We start from the raw sequence: 17,184 nt of genomic DNA on the forward strand, positions 1-17,184 counted from the left end.
CCGAGCACCCGCGCCGCCAGCACGAACTCGCGTTCCCGCAGCGACAGCACTTCACCTCTGACGAGGCGCGCCGTCCCCATCCACCCGGTCAGGCCCAGCACGATCACCACCAGGTAGATGTTGGGCTCGAACAGCGCGATCACCACGATCAGCAGCACCAGCCGTGGAAACGACAGCATCATGTCGGTCAGCCGCATCAGGATGCTGTCCACGATCCCGCCGAAGTAGCCGGCCAGCGCGCCGATCAGCGTGCCCAGCGTGATGCTGATGGCCACCGCGATGAAGCCGATGGAGAGCGAGATGCGGGAGCCGTAGAGCACGCGGGAGAAGATGTCGCGCCCGAACTTGTCGGTGCCCATCAGGTGCTGGGCCGACGGGGCCAGGTAGCGCGACAGGATGATGTTCCCCTGCTCGGCCGGGTCGTACGGCGAGATCAGCGGCGTGACCAGCGTGAGCACGTACAGCAGGATCATCACCACCAAGCCGGCGATGGCCAGCTTGTTCTTGCGGAAGTGCCGCGCCGCGATCGACCACTGGCTGTCGCCGTACAGCTTGCGCGGCCGCTTCGACCGCGCCGCCAGGTCGTAGAACGCCCACCCCCACACCAGCAGCGCCATCAACCCCAGCGTGACCACCGCGACCACGCCGTCCACGGGGATGCGGCGCCCGGTGAACACGGGGCCGATGCGGCCGCGGCTCAGGTACGCCAGGCTGAGGGTGAACGCCCAGGCGAAGAAGAGCGACATCCCGGCGATCCACTCGCCGCGGGCGAAGTGGCCCAGGCCGGGGATCACGGACAGCGCCAGCTGCGCGGGGGTGGCCGGCCGGCGGCCGGGAAGGCCCGCGGCGGGGGTGGCCGTCTGCGTGATCGGCTCGGGAGGCATCTGCTCGGGGGTGACCGTGGCCGGCATCGTTTACTCCGTGCGGATGCGGGGGTCGACCACCGCGTACAGGATGTCGCTCAGCAGGTTGCCCAGCACCACCATGGCCGCGATCACGAAGGAGGTGGCCATCACCATCGGGTAGTCGCGCTGCAGGATGGCGTCCACGATCGCCCGCCCCATCCCCGGCCACCCGAAGATGGTCTCCACCAGCACCGCGCCGGAGAAGAGGAAGGGGAGGTACAGCCCCAGCAGGGTGATGATGGGGATCAGCGCGTTCCTGAGCGCGTGCTTGAAGATCACCGTCCGCTCGGAGAGGCCCTTCGCGCGCGCGGTGCGGATGAAGTCCTGGTGGATCACCTCGAGCATCGACCCGCGCATGTAGCGCGCGACGCCGGCCGCGTTGCCGATTCCCAGCGCCAGCGCGGGAAGGAACAGGTGCTTGAAGCGGTCGACCATCTTCCCCCAGGCGCTCATGTACTCGTAGCCCACGCTGGTCATCCCGCTGGCGGGGAACTGGAACCACCCGAGGACGCCGGCCCAGTCGGGGTGCGTGCCCATCAGCTGGTTCATCTTCATCGAGAACAGCAGGATCAGCATCAGCGCGAACCAGAACGACGGCATCGAATAGAAGAACAGCGCCACGAAGGAGAGCACGTTGTCGGCCAGCGAGTACTGCCGCACCGCCTGCACGATCCCGATCAGCATCCCCACGATGAAGATGAGGACCAGGGAAACGAGGGTGAGCTGGAGCGTGTTCCAGAGCACCGAGGGAAGGATCTCGCTGATGGGCTGCTGCTGCCCGAACGAGTAGCCGAAGTTGCCGCGCAGGAAGCTCCACAGCCACTTGACGTACTGGATGTGGAGCGGCTGGTCGAGCCCCAGGTTGTGGCGCATCTGCTCGATCACCCGCGGGCTCACGTTCGGGTTGACGAAGCGCGCCGTGGGGTCGCCCGGGGCGATGTGGATGATGAAGAAGATCAGCGTGAGGATCCCCAGCAGCAGCGGGATCGCCCCCACGATGCGTCGCAGCAGGTAGCCGATCATCCCCTCACCGCCCTCCCTTTGCCGTGTCCGTGGTTCCCGGTGCCGCGCGGGGCTGCCGGCTCCGCGGGATCCACCACTCCCATGCGTTCCGGTACGCGCCGAATGGATCCGGGCGCACTCCGCGCAGCCGGTCGCTCACCGCCATGATGGAATCGTAGTCGTACAGCCAGGTGTGCGGCTGTTCCTGCACGATTCGCTCCGCCGCCGCTCGCCAGAACGGTGCCGCGCGCTCGGCCGTGGGCTGCGCCCGCGCCTGATCCATCAGCCGCGCCGTTTCCGCGTCCGCGTACCGCGCGAAGTTCAGGGGCGCGCCGGGCGTCCACTCCGCCGCGAGGTCGGCCGTGAGCCGCGCCTCCGCGCCGACCAGCGCCGCCTGGAACGCATGCCTCGCCAGCGCGTCCCCGAACGTCTCAGCGTCCAGCCGCCGCGTCTCCGCGGCCACGCCGATCGCGCGCCACTGCCGCTGCACCAGCCGGGCGACGTCGCCCGCGCGCGGGTCGCCGGCGTCGATCGTCAGCACGAACGACAGGGCGCGCCCCGCCCTGTCGCGAATGCCGTCGCCGTCCCCGTCCCGCCAGCCGCTCTCGGCGAGGATGCTGTCCGCCGCCGCGGTATCGAAGGGGAGCGGGCGGATCTTCGGATCGTCGCCCAGTCCCTTGAGCCTGGCCGGGTACGGGCCCGCGGCGGGGGTGGCCGACTCCTGCATCCCCAGCGCGCGGATGATCCCCGGCACGTCCAGCGCCATCCCCAGCGCGCGCCGCACCGCCGGATCGGCGAAGGCGGGATGGGCGGAGGGGAGATACGCGATCGCCTCGCGGAAGCGCCACCGGTCGCGCTCGAACCGCACCGGGCGGCGGGGATCGGGGGAGCGGAGGTGCGGCACCTGCGCGGGGTCGACGCCGCGCACCACGTCTACCGTCCCCTCCCGCAGCCCCGCGATCGCCGAATTGGGATCGCGGGTGATGCGGATCACGATCCCGTCCAGGAACGGCTTGGGGGAGAAGGAGGGATTGGGGACGAGCGCGATGCTGTCCCCCCGCGCCCACGCGGCGATGCGGAAGGGGCCGCTGACGACCAGCTCCGCCGCCGCGCGGGAATCGCGCAGCGCGCCGGGCGAGGTGCGCGCGTCGACGTGCCGGGGAACGATCGCGGCGGCGCTGGCGGAAAGCATCTCCGCGTAGCGCCGCCGGTAGTGGATGACGACCGTGCTGTCGTTCTCCGCCGTCACCGAATCGATCTCCGCCACCCCGGCGCGGAGATCGGCCGCGACCGTCGTGTCGCGCAGCAGGCGGTAGGTGTGGACGACGTCCGCGGCGGTGAGGGGGTGCCCGTCGCTCCAGCGCAGCCCCCCGCGCATGCGGAAGCGGATGGCGGTGGAGTCGGGACCGGTGTACTCCCAGTGGTACGCCGCCGCCATCGGCGTGTCGTTCGACGTCTGCCAGTGGACCTCGCCGTCGCGCCAGGCGGCGCGGGTGAGCCCCATGTACATCACCCCGGCGAGCTCGCGGTCCAGCGGCGACCGCGCGGCCAGCGGCACCGGCGTCTCCATGTCCGCCGGCTCGGCCAGGACCGCGATGCCGCCGCGCTCGGGAGCGCCGCCGGGGCCGGAGGCGGTGTCGCCCTCCCCGCCGCCGCGCGGGGCGCGCTCCGCGCGGCAGCCGGCGACGAGCGCCGCGAGCGCCAGCGCTCCCGCCAATGTCCGAGCCGTGCCGCCGCGCTTCCTCCGCATCCCCGCTCCGTCCCCGAGTGTCCGCCGGCGCCCCCGCGCCCGCGCGCTACTTCTTCCCGGTGTCCGCCGCCGGCGGCACGGCGGGCGCGGCCTGGCGCCGCGCGTTCTGCTGGCTGCGCGGGATCCACCACTCCCAGGCGTTCTGGTAGGCGCCGTAGGTGTCGACCTTCATGTCGCGCAGCCGGCTGCTCAACCCGTCGAGCTGGTCGTAGTAGTACAGGAAGGTGTAGGGCTGCGCCGCGGCGATCCGCGCCGCCGCCTGCCGCCAGATGGGGTTGGCGCCCGCCTCGGTGGGCTGCGCCTGCGCCTGGCGGAAGAGCGCGAAGGTCTGCGGATCGTCGTACGACACGAAGTTGAAGGGGCTGTCCTTCCCCCACAGCGTGGTGATGTCGGGGCTGAGCCCCACCACCCACCCGGCCACCGCCGCCTGGAAGCGCTTCCCGCGCAGCGTCTCGTTGAAGGCGTTGGTCTCCGACATCCGGATCTGCGCGTCGACCCCGATCCGCTTCCACGCCTGCTGCACGATCTGCGCGACGTCGATGCGGCGCGAGTTCCCCGCGTTGGTCAGCACGGTGAAGCGGAACGGCTGCCCGTTGCGCTCCACGATCCCGTCGCCGTCGTGGTCCGCCCATCCCTTGCTGGCCAGGATGCGCTTCGCCTCCGCGGTGTCGTACGGGAGCGGCGGCATCGTCTGCGGGTCGTACAGGTCCTTGAAGATGGGCGAGTAGGGTCCGCCCGCCGGCTTCGCGTACTCGTCCATCTGCAGCGCACTCAGCAGCCCGCGCACGTCGATGGCCATCCCCAGCGCGCGCCGGATCTCGGGGTCGGCGAAGGGCGCGAAGGTGCGCGGGTTGTAGGCGATGTAGTCGTAGGCGCGCCCCTCCTCGCGCGCGAAGCGCACGCCCGGCGCCTGCTGCCGCGCGCGCTCCACCTGGTCGTAGGGAACGGGGCGCATGAAGTCCAGGTTCCCCGTCAGCAGCTCGGCCAGCCGCGTGGTGGCCTCGGGGATCACGCGGAACACGATGCGCTCCAGCCGCGGCTTCGGCGTGAAGTAGGGGTTGGGGACGAGGGTGAAGTGGTCGTTCTTCACCCATTCGCCGATGCGGTAGGGGCCGCTGACCACCAGGTTGCGCACCGGGTCCACGAACGCGCGGTGAGTGCGCATCTGCGCCGGGTCGCTCCCCTCGAACAGGTGCTTCGGCGAGATGCCGAGCCCGGAGTGGAAGAGCATGTCCGGGTAGCGGCGGTTGAAGTGGAAGGTGACGGTGCTGTCGTCGTTGGCCACCACCGAGTCCATGTTGCTGGCGTAGTCCTGCTGCGGCGAGGCCACGGCGGGGTTCTTCAGCATCTCGTAGGTGAACACCACGTCGGCCGCCGTCACCGGCCTCCCGTCGGACCACTTGTGCTGCGTGTTGAGATGGTAGCGCAGCGCGGTGGAGTCGGGCGGCAGGTACTCGTACGCGCGCGCCAGGGCCACGGGCGACTCGGGATAGGTGGTGTAGACCACGTGCCCGTCGCGCCACACCGAGCGGGTGAGCGAGGGGAACATCACGTCGCCGCCGATGTCGCCGTCGAGCACCGACTCGGCCACCAGCGGCATGGGATGGCTGATGTCGGCCAGCTCGGCCATCACCGCGGTGCCGCCGGACTCGGGCGGACCGGCGCTGTCGCCCGCGGCCGGGGCCTGGCCGGCGCGGCCGCGCTCGTCGCCGCCGCCGCACGCGGCCGCCAGCAGGAGGACGAAGGCGGCGCGGGGCGTGAACGGGGTACCGCCTGAGGTCTTCCGCATCGTTCGGGGTCGGGTGAGGGGGTGGTGGTGCGGCTTCAGCGGCCGGGGCGCCGCATCCGCGGATCCAGGTACCAGCGCGCCGCACCCACCCAGTCGCCGCGGGCGTCGGGATGCACGTTGCGCAGCCGCTCGTGCACGCCCTCGAGGCGCCGGGTGAAGTACAGGAAGGTGAACGGCTGGTCGTGCGAGATCTTCCGCTGGTACTCGATCCAGAGCGGCTTGGCGGCGGTCCGGTCCGCGATCTTGGGGAGCGTGTCCAGGTAGCGCTGCGTCTGCCGGTCGCAGTAGCCCACCCACTGGAACGGTTCCTCCATCTTCTCGCAGCTGAACAGGTCCGAGTCGTCGATGCGGAACTCGGTCACCCATCCCACGACCGCGGCGTCGTAGTCGCGGGCCGGGCGCTGCAGCCGGTCGAGGAGCGCGCCCCACTCCTGCACGCGCGGCTGCACCGCGATCCCCACCGCCTTGAGCTGCGCCTGCACGATCTCGGTGATGTCCTGCCGCTCGCGGTTGCCGCTGTTGGTGTACAGGGTGAAGGAGAACGGCGTCCCGTCCCTGTCGATGATGCCGTCGCCGTTCGTGTCGCGCCACCCGGCCTGCTCCAGGAGCCGGCGCGCGGCGGCGGGATCGTACTTCAGGTCCGCGCCCGCCTGCGGGTCGTAGTTCCAGTAGAACGGAGGGATGGTGCTGTTGGCCAGCCGCCCGTAGCCCCGCCGCACCCCCTGCAGGATCCCCTCGCGGTCGATGGCCATGGTCAGCGCCCGCCGCACGTTCGCGTCCCTGAACAGCGGCCTGCGCTCGTTCCACGCGATCACCGCGAACTGCCGGTCGGGGAAGGAGACGAGGCGCGTGTTGGGATTCTGCTCGATCTGCTCCGCCTGGATCGACGCGGGGGCGATGTAGTAGTCGATGTTCCCGTTCAGCAGCTCGGTCAGCAGCGTGGTCGGCTCGGGGATGGGGCGGTAGACGATGCGGTCGGCGTAGGGACGCCCTCCCAGCTCCGCCGGCCAGCGCGGGTTGGCCTCGAACACCCAGCTCTGCCCCTCGGTGTGCGACACGAACCGGAAGGGCCCGTTCCCCACCACGTTGCGCGTGGAGAACGGATGGTTGCGCATCTGCGCCGGCGCCGTCCCCCGCAGGACGTGCTCGGGCGCCGGGGCGAAGGAGCGCCACGGGTCCATGTAGTCGGCGTGCGGCGTCATCTTCACCTTGAAGGTGAACGAGTCGGGGACGGTCGCGTCGCCGTAGTGGGTCCAGAACGCCAGGTTCGGGAAGCCGGTGTCGGGGTTGCGCGCCAGGTCGTACGAGAACTTCACGTCGTACGCGGTGGTCTTCACCCCGTCCTGCCACCAGATGTCGTTGCGCAGGTGGAAGGTCAGCTCGGTGGTGTCGGCGTTGACCTCCCAGCTGCGGGCCAGGTACGGCACCGGCTCCAGCTTCTCGTCGTAGGTGATCAGCGGGGTGAAGAGCACGAACTGGCGCACGTTGTCCGACGTCTGGTCGGTGGCGGTGAGCGGGTTCATGTCCGGGATCTCGCCGATGGCGCCCACCACGATGGTGCCGCCGAAGCGCTGGGCCTGCGGCACCTGCGCGTCGCGGTCCGCGGCGTCCTTCGCCGCGCCGCTGGCTTCGCCTCCGCCTCCGCCTCCGCCGCCCCCGCACGCCGCCAGCAGCGCCAGCCCGAGCGCCACGGCCGTCCGCCTGTACGAAAACGTCATCCCCACCCGCCTTTGCAGCACTGGGTCGGCCCGCGCGCGGCGGGCGGGCCCCGCACGGGGCCCGGACGTGCTACTTGCTTTTCCCGCTTGGAGTTCCGGCCCCTAGCGGCGTCGGTCGGCGGGGATCCACCAGTCCTTCACGTTGGCCAGCTTGCTGCGCGCGTCCATCACCACCCCGCGCAGCCGCGGCCCGACGCCCGCCATGTCCTCGCTCCAGAAGAGGAAGGTGAGCGGCTGGTCCTGCTGCAGCAGGGTGAAGTACTGCTGCCAGGTCTGCTTCGCCTGCGCCGCGTCGGTCGTGCGCAGCCCGCGCTCCATCAGCGCGTCCGCCTGCGGGTTGCAGTAGCCGGTGCGGTTGCTGGAGTTGGGCACCCGCGACTGCGCGCAGGAGAAGAGCGGCGTGGGGTCGACCTTGAAGGTGTCGAGCGACCAGTTGGCGATCACCGCGTCGTAGTCGCGCGCCTTGTACTGGCGCAGCATGGTCTGGAACTCCTGCGCGCGCACGTCCACCTGCGCGCCCACGGCCTTCAGCTCCTGCTGGATCACCTGCGCCATGTCCTGGTGCATGCGGTTGGCCGTGTTCACCATCAGCGTGAAGCGCAGCGGCCGCCCGTCCTTCTCCACCACCCCGTCGCCGTTGGTGTCGCGCCACCCGGCCTGCGCGAGGGCCTGCTTCGCCCCGTTCACGTCGAAGGGGACGGACTGCACCTCGGAGTACATCGGGCTCCACGAGGGGATCATCCCCGACGCGGGAACGGCGAACTGGTGCATCAGCGCCTTCACCAGGTACGCGCGGTCGATCGCCATCGCCATCGCCCTTCTCACCGCCGCGTCGTTGAAGGGGGGACGGGTGCCGTTCCAGGCGACGTAGGTGAACTCGCGCGAGGGGAAGTGCCGGAGCGTGAGCTGCGGCTGCGCCTGCACCTGCACCGCCTGGTCGGGCTGGAGCGTCCACCCGATCACGTCGCTGTTCCCGTTCACCAGCTCGGTGACCATGGTGGTCGCCTCGGGGATGATGCGGAAGACGACGCGGTCCAGCTTCGGCCGTCCCCCCAGCCCGGCGGGGAAGTTGGGGTTGGCCTCGAGCGTGAGCGTCTCGTTGGGCTTCCACCCGCCTTCCTTCAGCATGAACGGCCCGCTTCCCACCGGCGCGCGGTTGTACGGCGCCTGCGCCAGCTGGGTGGGAGGGACGTTCTGCAGCAGGTGCTTCGGCACCGGCGCCCACCAGAAGTCGTCGAGCGCCTGGGCGTGCGGCGCGGTGAAGGTGAAGCGGATGGTCTGCGGATCGACCACCGTGGCCGACTTCACCAGCCCCAGGTAGGCCGAGCCGATGAGCGAGGCGGTGGTGGTGTCCTTGGCCAGGTCGAAGGTGAACTTGACGTCCTCGGCGGTCACCGGCTGGCCGTCGTGCCACTTCACGTCGTTGCGGAGATGGAAGACGACGGCGGTGTCGCTGAGCTCCCAGCGCTGCGCCAGCCAGGGGACGGCCTTGAGTGTGGAGTCGTACTGGATGAGCGGCGTGAACAGCATGAAGCGGATTACGTCGTCGGTGGTGGAGTGGGTGTTGACCACCGGGTTGAAGGCCTGGAAGTCGCTGGTGACGGCGACCACGGCCATCCCCCCGGTCTGCGGCGGTCCGGCCTGCTCGCGCTGCGTCCCCCCGCCGCCCCCCTCGCCGCCGCACGCGGCCAGCAGCAGCACGGCCGCGGTTCTCGTCCACGCACTCGATGCGCGCATCTCCGCCCTCCCGTCCCGTTCCCGTCTGCCGGCGGCAGGCTGCCGCCGTTCGCAAGCGGCGCCTACTGATGCCAAGTCCATGCCGCACCCGCGTACCGCCGGGCGGCCTCATCCGCGCGCTCGCGCTCCATGCCGGTGAGCGCGTCCGGCTCCATCGCGGCGCAGAACGTCTCCGCCCACCCCGCCGCCAGCGCGGCAACCAGCTCGTCCCACGCCGGCGCGCGTCCGAGGACTTCGGCCAGCGTCGCCGGCGGCCCCGTGTCCTCGCGGTCGGCGGGATCGAGGAGGAAGCCGGCGACGGCCGACTGGTCGTCCTCGATCGGGAGCGAGCCGTGCTGCAGGATGGTCGTCCCCAGCCGCCGCTGCGCGCTGCCGACCAGCTTGCGGCCCGCGGCGACGACCTCGCCCTCCACCGGCTGGTCGAAGCACGGGGCGAGCGACGGCGCGGGCGCGCGCGCGGCGGTCGCGGGCTGCAGCGCGGCGTCCACGCCGAGGTGGCGGAGCCCGGCGACGAGCGCGCGGTTGATGGCGGCGTAGCCGCGGCGCGGGCCGCCCAGCAGCACCTCGGGCGCGGCGACGGAGTAGGTCAGCTCGCGGTGATGCAGCACCGCCCGCCCCCCCGTCGGCCGGCGCACGACGTCGATCCCCCGCGCGGCGAGGGCGTCCAGGTCGTAGCGCCCGCGCGCCGGCTGGTTGCGGCCCAGCGAGAGGCAGGGCGGCGACCAGCGATAGACGCGCAGCACCGGCGCCCCACCCTCCGCCACCGACGCGGCCAGGGCCTCGTCGACGCCCATGTTCCACGCGCCGGGCGCGGGCGGGGTGTCGAGCAGGCGCCAGCGCGCGGCGCGGCGGGAGTCGCCAATGGCTTGCATGCGGTGCGAGGATAGACCCCGTGCAAGGCAGAGTCAAGGATCGGCCGTGCCCGTTCCCGCATCTCCCGGGGAAAACCTAACGCGGACGCGGTGATGGAGCCGTGGGCCTCGATTCATACCAGATCGGGCCAACGACTGTGCATTCCGATTCATACAGAAGGCTCACACGGAGGAAACGGAGGGAACGGAGAGTTCTTTCGTCTTTCCTCCGTTACCTCCGTTCCCTCCGTGTGATGACCTGCTGTTGACCGGCCTGGGAATGCACCAGCCAATCGGCCGAACTGGTACTCGTCCATGAATCCCCGCGGTTTTCCTTCATCTTTTCCATCTCCGAATCCAGATTCCAACCATTGGCATGGTCACCCGATCCAATGCAGTCGCCGAACACGCGACGCCGAACCACGCCGGAGCTGAAGCCCTGATCGAACAACTCGACGCGGTGCGGACGAGCGACGCCACGCTGGCGGCGGCGGGAGACGCGCACGCGTTCGGCCGGCTGTACCGCGACCACGCCGCCCGCATCCACTCCCTGGCCCGCCGCATGGCCGGCGAGCACGAGGCCGACGAGCTCACGCAGGACGTGTTCGTCCGCGCCTGGGAAAAGCTGCGCACCTTCCGCGGCGAGAGCGCGTTCGGCACCTGGCTGCACCGGCTGGCGGTGAACCTGATCCTGGCCAGGCGCGCGCAGCAGGCGAAGCGGCGGAACCGCGAGGCCGGCGACGAGGCGCTGGAGTGGACCCCCGGGCGGTCCGCCACGCCCGAGCTGGCGATGGACTTCGAGACGGCGGTCCAGCGGCTTCCCGAGGGCGCGCGGCAGGTGTTCGTGCTGTTCGACGTGGAAGGATACCGCCACGAGGAGATCGCGGGGCTGCTGGAGATCAGCGTGGGAACCAGCAAGAGCCAGCTTCACCGCGCACGCATGATCCTGCGGGAGCACCTGAGATGATGACGGACGAGAGCGACGTGAAGCCCTTCGGGGCCGACGACTGGACCGACCGGCTCAGCGAGTACCTGGACGGCGAGCTGGAGCCCGCCGAGAGGATGGCGCTGGAGGAGCACCTGCGGAGCTGCCTCTCCTGCCGCGCCACCCTCGAGCAGCTGCGCGCGGTGAAGGTGCGCGCGGAGCGGCTGGCCGACCGCCAGCCGCCGCCCGAGGTGTGGGCCGAGATCGCCCGGCGCATCGGCGCGCCGGACGTGACGCTGGACTCGGTGGACGACGAGCTGACGGTGCGCCGGGCCAGGAAGACGGTCCGCTTCCCCTGGCTGCGCGTGGGCGCGGCCGCCGCGGCAGTGCTGGCGGTGGGGATCGGGATCGGGCGGATGAGCACGGGGACGCCCGCGCTCCCCCGCGCCACCGTGCAGGCCCCGGCGCCGGGGACGGCGCTGACGTCGGACGCCTACCGCGTGGCCGTGGCGCAGCACCTGGACCGGACCGAGGCGCTGCTGACCTCGTTCCGCGCCGCCGCCGCGAGCGGCGAGGTGGACGCGCAGGTCGGCCAGTGGGCCGACGAGATGCTGAGCAACACCCGCCTGCTGCTGGACTCGCCCGCCGCGGCCGACCCGAAGCTGAAGACGCTGCTGCAGGACCTGGAGCTGGTGCTGGCGCAGATCGCCACACTGCCCCGCAACGAAGAGAAAACCGAGGTGGACCTGGCCCGCCGCGCCCTCGACGAGAGCCACGTGCTCCCGCGGATGCGGACGCTGGTGCCGGCCGGATCGCCCATGACCCAGGGAGAATCGTGATGCGCACCACCCCCGCCGTCTTCGCCGCCGTCCTCGCGCTCGCCACCACGGCCGCCGCGCAGGCGCCCGTCCGGCTGGCCATGGCCGAGGACGGCCCCCCGCCGGCCACCCATCCCCAGGACCCGGCCAACACCCTCTACCGCCAGGCGCGCGAGGCGCTGAACGACGAGCAGTGGCCGCGCGCGGCCCGGCTGTTCCAGCAGATCCGGCAGCGCTATCCCCGCTCCAGCTACACCCCCGACGCGCTGTACTGGGAGGCGTTCGCCCGCTACCGGGTGAATACGACCGAGGAGCTGCAGTACGCCCGCGGCGCGCTGGAGGCGCAGGCCCGCGACTACCCTAGGGCGGGCACGCGCCGCGACGGGGCCGAGCTTCTGGCCCGCATCCGCGGCGAGCTGGCGCAGCGCGGCGACTCGCGCGCCGCGGAGCGCGTCGCCTCCTCCGCGGCCCAGGCGGCGCAGTGCGGCGACCGCGGCGGCGACGACGACGAGCGGCTGGCGGCGCTCAACGCGCTGCTGCAGATGGACTCCGAGCGCGCGATGCCGCTGCTGCGCCAGGTGCTGGCCCGCCGCGACGCCTGCTCCGAGAAGCTGCGGCGCCAGGCCACCTTCCTGGTGGCCCAGAAGGCGGGCGACGAGGCCCAGTCGATCCTGCTGAACGTCGCCCGGACCGACCCCAGCCCCGAGGTGCGCGGGCAGGCGGTGTTCTGGCTGGGGCAGTCGGGCGGCGACCGCGCGGTCGACGCGATCATGGAGATCCTGCGCTCGTCGAACGACCCCGAGGTGCAGGAGAAGGCGATCTTCGCGCTGTCGCAGACCAACAGCCCGCGCGCCGCGGGGATCCTGCGCGGCTACGCCGAGAACGAGAGCGCGCCCGCGAACCTGCGCGAGAAGGCCATCTTCTGGCTGGGCCAGCACAACTCGCCGCAGAACGCGGAGTACCTGCGCACGCTCTTCGGACGGCTGCGCAACGACGAGCTCAAGTCCAAGGTTCTGTTCTCGCTCTCGCAGATGCGCGGGCAGGGGAACGAGCGCTGGATCCTCAACGTGGCGCTGGACGAGCGGCAGCCGGTGGAAGTGCGCAAGCAGGCACTGTTCTGGGCCGGCCAGTCGGGCGTCTCGCTGGGCGAGATCACCGCGCTGTACGACCGCATCCGCGAGCCGCAGTTGCGCGAGCAGATCATCTTCGTTCTCTCGCAGCGCCACGAGTCGGCCGCGCTCGACAAGCTGATCGACATCGCCCGCCGCGACCCCGACCGGCGGATGCGCCAGAAGGCGCTCTTCTGGCTGGGGCAGTCCCGCGACCCGCGCGCCGCGCGCGTCCTCACGGAGATCATCGGCTCATGAGCACATCGCTGATCCGGGCCGCCGCCGTAGCCGCGGCCCTGGCGGGCATCGCCCCCGCCGCCTGCGCCGACGCCGAGAGCGCGCCAGCGCGCCGTCCTGGGGAGACGAAAGAAACTCGAGGCAGGGAGATGGTGGCGCCGGCGCACTCCGCCGCGGCGGCGCAGGGCGGGCTGGCCGCGCGGGTGAACGCGGTGCGGGACGGCGAGGTGTGGATGCACTTCGCCTCGCGCCCCGGCGTCTGCGGCGGGGGTGAGGGGATCTCGACCGGCAGACGGGGGATGCACCGCGACGGCATCTACGTCTCCGACAACAACATCACCACGGGAGACGGGAACTGGGACTGCGTGGAGGGGCCGGTGTGGGTGGCGCTGGTCCGCCGCGAGGGGCGCACCGAGCGCATCCGCCTGCGCGTGGCCCGCGGCTGGTCGACGGAAGGCCGCCGCGTGACGGACCTGGGCGCCGTGGGCGTGCGCGAGGCGTCGGAGTACCTGCTCGCCTTCGCCGAGCGCGAGCCGAACGGCAGCGTGGGAGAGAAGGCGCTCCTTCCCGCCACGCTGGCCGACAGCGTGACGACCTGGCCCGCGCTCCTGCGCATCGCCAGGCGCGACGCCACGCCGCAGCAGACCAGGCGGCAGGCGGTGTTCTGGCTGAGCCAGCAGGCCGGCGACGCCATCACCCGCCAGCTCGGCGACTTCGTGAGCGATGACACGGAGGACCGCGAGGTGCGCAAGCACGCCGTGTTCGCGCTCTCGCAGCGGCCGCACGACGAGGCCGTCCCCGAGCTGCTGCGCATCGCCCGCACCCACCGCGACCCCGAGATCCGCAAGACGGCGATGTTCTGGCTGGGCCAGAGCAACGACCCGCGCGCCATCGCGCTCTTCGAGGAGATCCTGTCGCACTGAAAACAGAAGGGTTCACGCAGAGTCAGCAGGGTCAGCAGAGGAACTGCGGTTCTCTGCTGACCCTGCTGACTCTGCGTGAGCCATTACTGGTTGGGATATCTCTCAGCGCGCCGCTGCCTCGGTGGCGGGCTGCGCGGGGGCGGCGGCGCGCGGCTTGGGCTGCGAGAACCACATCCGCACCGCGATCAGCGCCAGGAACACCGCGAACGCGCGGCGCAGCGCCAGCCCCGAGATCATCAGCGAGTAGCGCGCGCCGAACCCCGCGCCGATGAACAACCCCACCGCGATCAGCAGCGACGCCAGCGGGTTCAGGTTCCCCGTCTTGTAGTACTCCCACGCGCCCAGCGCGCCCACGGGCAGCAGCAGCGCTGCGAGCGAGGTCCCCGTCGCCGTCTGCGGCTGCATCCGCGCGATGAAGATGAGCGCCGGCACGATCACCACCCCGCCCCCGATGCCGAACAGCCCGGAGAGCACGCCCGCCCCCAGACCGATCAGCAGGAAGATCATCCACCCCATCTCATTCCCCCGTCCGTGCCGGTTTGCGGCGCGCCGGGCGCTCGGCCGCGGTGGACTTGCGCGGGCGCCCGCCCTTCTTCCCGTTCTCGCGCGCCGCCGCGGCCTTGGCCTCGCTCTTGGCGCTCCCCAGCCACTTGGCGTACCACTCCTTCACGTTCAGCAGGTAGTACAGCAGCCCGGGCACGGAGATGTGCGCATCCAGTTCCTCCCACCCGATCCCGTCGCCGCCGATGAGCACCTCGACGGCCGCCAGCTGCTCGGGCGTCGCCGTCTCGATCCCGTCGCCGAGGTGCTGGGGAAAGCCGAAGACACACCCGTTCTTCATCTCGAACATCACGAGCTTGCGCTGAGGATCGTACCACGCCTTGACCGCTCGCGGCTCCACCCGATCCTCGTACTCGGTCCGTTCTCGTGCCTCGCGGAGTTCCGCCTGCCATTCCTCTTCAGTGAGGTCTCGCCACGCCATCCGTTCCTCCTTCGCTGCGTTGAATCTGCCACGCCGCCCACGACGCCATCAGCGCCTCCTGGTGCGCCTGGACCAGTGCCTTGGCTCGTTTGATGTCGTGTTCGCGCATTCCAAAGATCTTGCGAACTTGGCTTGTTTCGATCGCGAGCACGACTGCCGCGCCGCTGTACGACACGTGAACGTGCGGGGGATCGTGGTCACCTGCGTAGAAGCTGAATGCAAAGCCACCCACTCTCAGGACCGTAGGCATGGGAATATGCAACCGAACTGTTGGGTTTGTCAACCGCAGCGGAGGGAAGGCGACAAACCTACAGCGATCGCAATCCGAACGGAAGTGACAGTCGTGGCGGCTTTCACGCGGGCGGTTCAGGTCACCGGTAACCCGCTGCCTGGAGGGCAAAAAGCTCGGCGTAGCGGCCGCCGAGCGCGACCAGCTCCTCGTGCGTGCCGCGCTCCACGACGCGGCCATGTTCCAGCACCAGGATGCGATCGGCCATGCGCACCGTGCTGAAGCGGTGGGAGATGAGGATCGCCATCTTTCCCTCCGTCAGCTCGGAGAAGCGGCGGAAAACTTCGTATTCGGCGCGCGCGTCGAGCGCCGCCGTGGGCTCGTCCAGGATCAGCAGCTGGGCGTCGCGCATGTAGGCGCGGCCGAGCGCCACCTTCTGCCACTGCCCGCCGGACAGGTCCACGCCGCCCTCGAAGCGGCGGCCGAGCATGGTCTGGTAGCGCAGCGGCAGACCCTCGATCACGTCCGCCGCCAGCGAGCGGCGCGCCGCCTCCTCGATCTGCTCGCGCACCGAGCCGCCGTCCGTGCCCAGCGCGGCGATGCGGCCGACGGCGATGTTCTCCTCGGCCACCATGTCGTAGCGCACGAAATCCTGGAAGATCACGCCCACCTGGTCGTGCAGCTCGCGCGGGTCGTACGCGGACAGCGGCTGTCCGTCGAGCAGGATCTCGCCGCGCGTGGGGTCGTACAGGCGCGTCATCAGCTTGGTGAGCGTCGTCTTCCCGGCGCCGTTCTCGCCCACCAGCGCCAGCCGCTCGCCCGGCGCGATGCGGAAGCCGATCCCCCGCAGCACCCACGACGGATCGTCGTCGGGCGGCGGCTCCGTCTCCTCGTCTTCATCCAGCGAAGCCATGGTCTCGGGATATCGGAACCACACGTCGCGGAACTCGAAGCCCTGTCGGATGGGGCGGGGGAAGGGGAGCGGCGACTCGGGGCGGGCGATGGTGGGGCGCAGGCCGAAGAAGACGAACAGGTCGTCGAGATACAGCGCCTGCTCATACAGGTCGCTGAACGACAGCAGCATGCGCTGGATCACGTCGCGCGAGCGCGAGAACGATCCGGCGAGCAGCGTCAGGTCGCCCACGGTGATGCGGCGCTGGATGGTGCGGACGACGATGGCAGCGTACGCCGCGTAGTAGCCCAGCGTGGAGATCAGCGACAGCCCCGTGCTCACGAGGTTGCGGCGAATGGCCAAGCGCCGGTTGGCGTCGTAGAAGCGGTCCGACAGCTCGCGGTACTGCTCGATCAGCCAGCCGCTCAGGCCGAAGAGCTTCACCTCCTTCGCCGTCTTGTCCGTGGCCGCCACGAAGCGGTAGTAGTCGAGCTTGCGGCGCTCCGGTGTCCACTGGTAGAGGAGCGAGTAGCCCAGCGCGGCGAAATGCGTCTCCCCCAGGAACGACGGGAGCACGGCCACGATCAGCAGCGCGAACAGCAGCGGCGAGAAGGCCAGCAGCGTGCCGGTGAGCGTGAGCAGCGTGACCGCGTCCTGCGCCAGCGACAGCAGCTGGTTGAGCAGGGCGATGCGCCCCACCGTCTGCCGGCGCGCGCGCTCCAGCCGGTCGTAGAAGTCGGGATCCTCGAAGTGCTGCAGGTCGAGCTCGGCGGCGTGCTCCATCAGCCGAACGCTCATGCGGTTGCTGAACAGGTCGCCCAGCAGCGATTCCAGCAGCGTCCCCGTCCGCGCGGCGACCTCGCCGAGCGCCACGACGCCGAACTCCAGCCCGAGCAGCGTCGCCACGTGGCCCCAGCGCGGCTCGCCCGTGCGCGTCGACGCCACGACGGTGTCGACGATCAGCTTCCCCACCCAGAGCGTGGTGATGGGGATGAAGGCACGGAGGAGCCGGAGGGCGCAGATCCCCGCCACCATCCCGCGGTGCGTGCCCCACACCATGCGCAGGAAGGGCGGCAGGTTGCGCATCGCGCGCAGCCGCTCGCCCCAGCTGGGCGGCGTCTCCGTGATCGGCGAACGGGGGCGCTTGCCGATGTGCTGTCGTCGTTCGGCCATGCCCTGAGAGTAACCCTGCGGTCAACCGAGGGGACAGGGGACAGGAACTGCGGCCGCGTCAGAGGCGCATCGCCCGGAGACGTTCAGGTGAGCGGGGATCGCGGCGCTGGAGCCGCCCCTCTGGCTCCATCGCGCGCGTCGGGT

General features: G+C 70.9%; 15 protein-coding genes. 4 read left to right on the forward strand and 11 right to left on the reverse strand.

The window, feature by feature from the left end:
* The 7 genes from VF092_09175 to VF092_09205 all read right to left on the reverse strand — a co-directional run.
* Positions 1 to 911, reverse strand: a 911-nt coding sequence (locus VF092_09175; protein ID HEX6747444.1) for an ABC transporter permease, incomplete at its 3' end; no start/stop codon positions are given.
* A 3-nt stretch (positions 912 to 914) separates the two neighbouring features.
* Positions 915 to 1,928 carry an ABC transporter permease gene (locus VF092_09180; protein ID HEX6747445.1) on the reverse strand — a complete coding sequence of 338 codons (1,014 nt, stop codon included), beginning with the start codon at positions 1,926 to 1,928 and terminating at the stop codon, positions 915 to 917.
* 4 nt (positions 1,929 to 1,932) lie between these two features.
* Positions 1,933 to 3,657, reverse strand: a complete 1,725-nt coding sequence (locus VF092_09185; GenBank protein ID HEX6747446.1) for a peptide ABC transporter substrate-binding protein — start codon at positions 3,655 to 3,657, stop codon at positions 1,933 to 1,935.
* Between the two features lie 46 nt (positions 3,658 to 3,703).
* Entirely contained in the window at positions 3,704 to 5,446 is a 1,743-nt protein-coding gene (locus VF092_09190; GenBank protein HEX6747447.1) for an ABC transporter substrate-binding protein, read from the reverse strand.
* 35 nt (positions 5,447 to 5,481) lie between these two features.
* Entirely contained in the window at positions 5,482 to 7,164 is a 1,683-nt protein-coding gene (locus VF092_09195) for an ABC transporter substrate-binding protein (GenBank protein ID HEX6747448.1), read from the reverse strand.
* Positions 7,165 to 7,266: 102 nt separating this feature from the next.
* Entirely contained in the window at positions 7,267 to 8,901 is a 1,635-nt protein-coding gene (locus tag VF092_09200; protein ID HEX6747449.1) for an ABC transporter substrate-binding protein, read from the reverse strand.
* A gap of 62 nt (positions 8,902 to 8,963) precedes the next feature.
* Positions 8,964 to 9,773, reverse strand: coding sequence for a lipoate--protein ligase family protein (locus VF092_09205; protein HEX6747450.1), 810 nt, complete (start codon positions 9,771 to 9,773; stop codon positions 8,964 to 8,966).
* A 439-nt stretch (positions 9,774 to 10,212) separates the two neighbouring features.
* On the opposite strand from VF092_09205, the gene VF092_09210 reads away from it, so the two are divergent.
* The 4 genes from VF092_09210 to VF092_09225 are packed head-to-tail and all read left to right on the forward strand — an operon-like array spanning position 10,213 to position 13,764.
* Positions 10,213 to 10,719, forward strand: a complete 507-nt coding sequence (locus VF092_09210) for a sigma-70 family RNA polymerase sigma factor (protein HEX6747451.1) — start codon at positions 10,213 to 10,215, stop codon at positions 10,717 to 10,719.
* On the forward strand, positions 10,716 to 11,516 hold the full coding sequence (locus VF092_09215) for a zf-HC2 domain-containing protein (GenBank protein HEX6747452.1): 801 nt from the start codon (positions 10,716 to 10,718) through the stop codon (positions 11,514 to 11,516). Before VF092_09210 ends, VF092_09215 begins: the two co-directional genes overlap by 4 nt.
* A complete protein-coding gene (locus VF092_09220) occupies positions 11,516 to 12,862 on the forward strand; it encodes a HEAT repeat domain-containing protein (GenBank protein HEX6747453.1) in 1,347 nt (448 codons plus the stop codon). Before VF092_09215 ends, VF092_09220 begins: the two co-directional genes overlap by 1 nt.
* Positions 12,859 to 13,764: a HEAT repeat domain-containing protein gene (locus VF092_09225; protein HEX6747454.1), complete on the forward strand. Its 906-nt coding sequence runs from the start codon at positions 12,859 to 12,861 to the stop codon at positions 13,762 to 13,764. The genes VF092_09220 and VF092_09225 overlap by 4 nt, the downstream gene beginning before the upstream one ends.
* 102 nt (positions 13,765 to 13,866) lie before the next feature.
* On the opposite strand, the gene VF092_09230 is transcribed toward VF092_09225, so the two are convergent.
* The 4 genes from VF092_09230 to VF092_09245 form a co-directional block, all read right to left on the reverse strand.
* Positions 13,867 to 14,280, reverse strand: coding sequence for a sulfite exporter TauE/SafE family protein (locus VF092_09230; protein HEX6747455.1), 414 nt, complete (start codon positions 14,278 to 14,280; stop codon positions 13,867 to 13,869).
* A gap of 1 nt (position 14,281) precedes the next feature.
* Entirely contained in the window at positions 14,282 to 14,665 is a 384-nt protein-coding gene (locus VF092_09235; GenBank protein ID HEX6747456.1) for a DUF2442 domain-containing protein, read from the reverse strand.
* A 58-nt stretch (positions 14,666 to 14,723) separates the two neighbouring features.
* On the reverse strand, positions 14,724 to 14,996 hold the full coding sequence (locus VF092_09240) for a DUF4160 domain-containing protein (GenBank protein HEX6747457.1): 273 nt from the start codon (positions 14,994 to 14,996) through the stop codon (positions 14,724 to 14,726).
* A 121-nt stretch (positions 14,997 to 15,117) separates the two neighbouring features.
* Entirely contained in the window at positions 15,118 to 17,040 is a 1,923-nt protein-coding gene (locus tag VF092_09245) for an ABC transporter ATP-binding protein (GenBank protein ID HEX6747458.1), read from the reverse strand.
* Positions 17,041 to 17,184: the final 144 nt, after the last annotated feature.

The sequence above is a fragment of the Longimicrobium sp. genome (genome assembly GCA_036377595.1).
Lineage (GTDB): Bacteria > Gemmatimonadota > Gemmatimonadetes > Longimicrobiales > Longimicrobiaceae > Longimicrobium.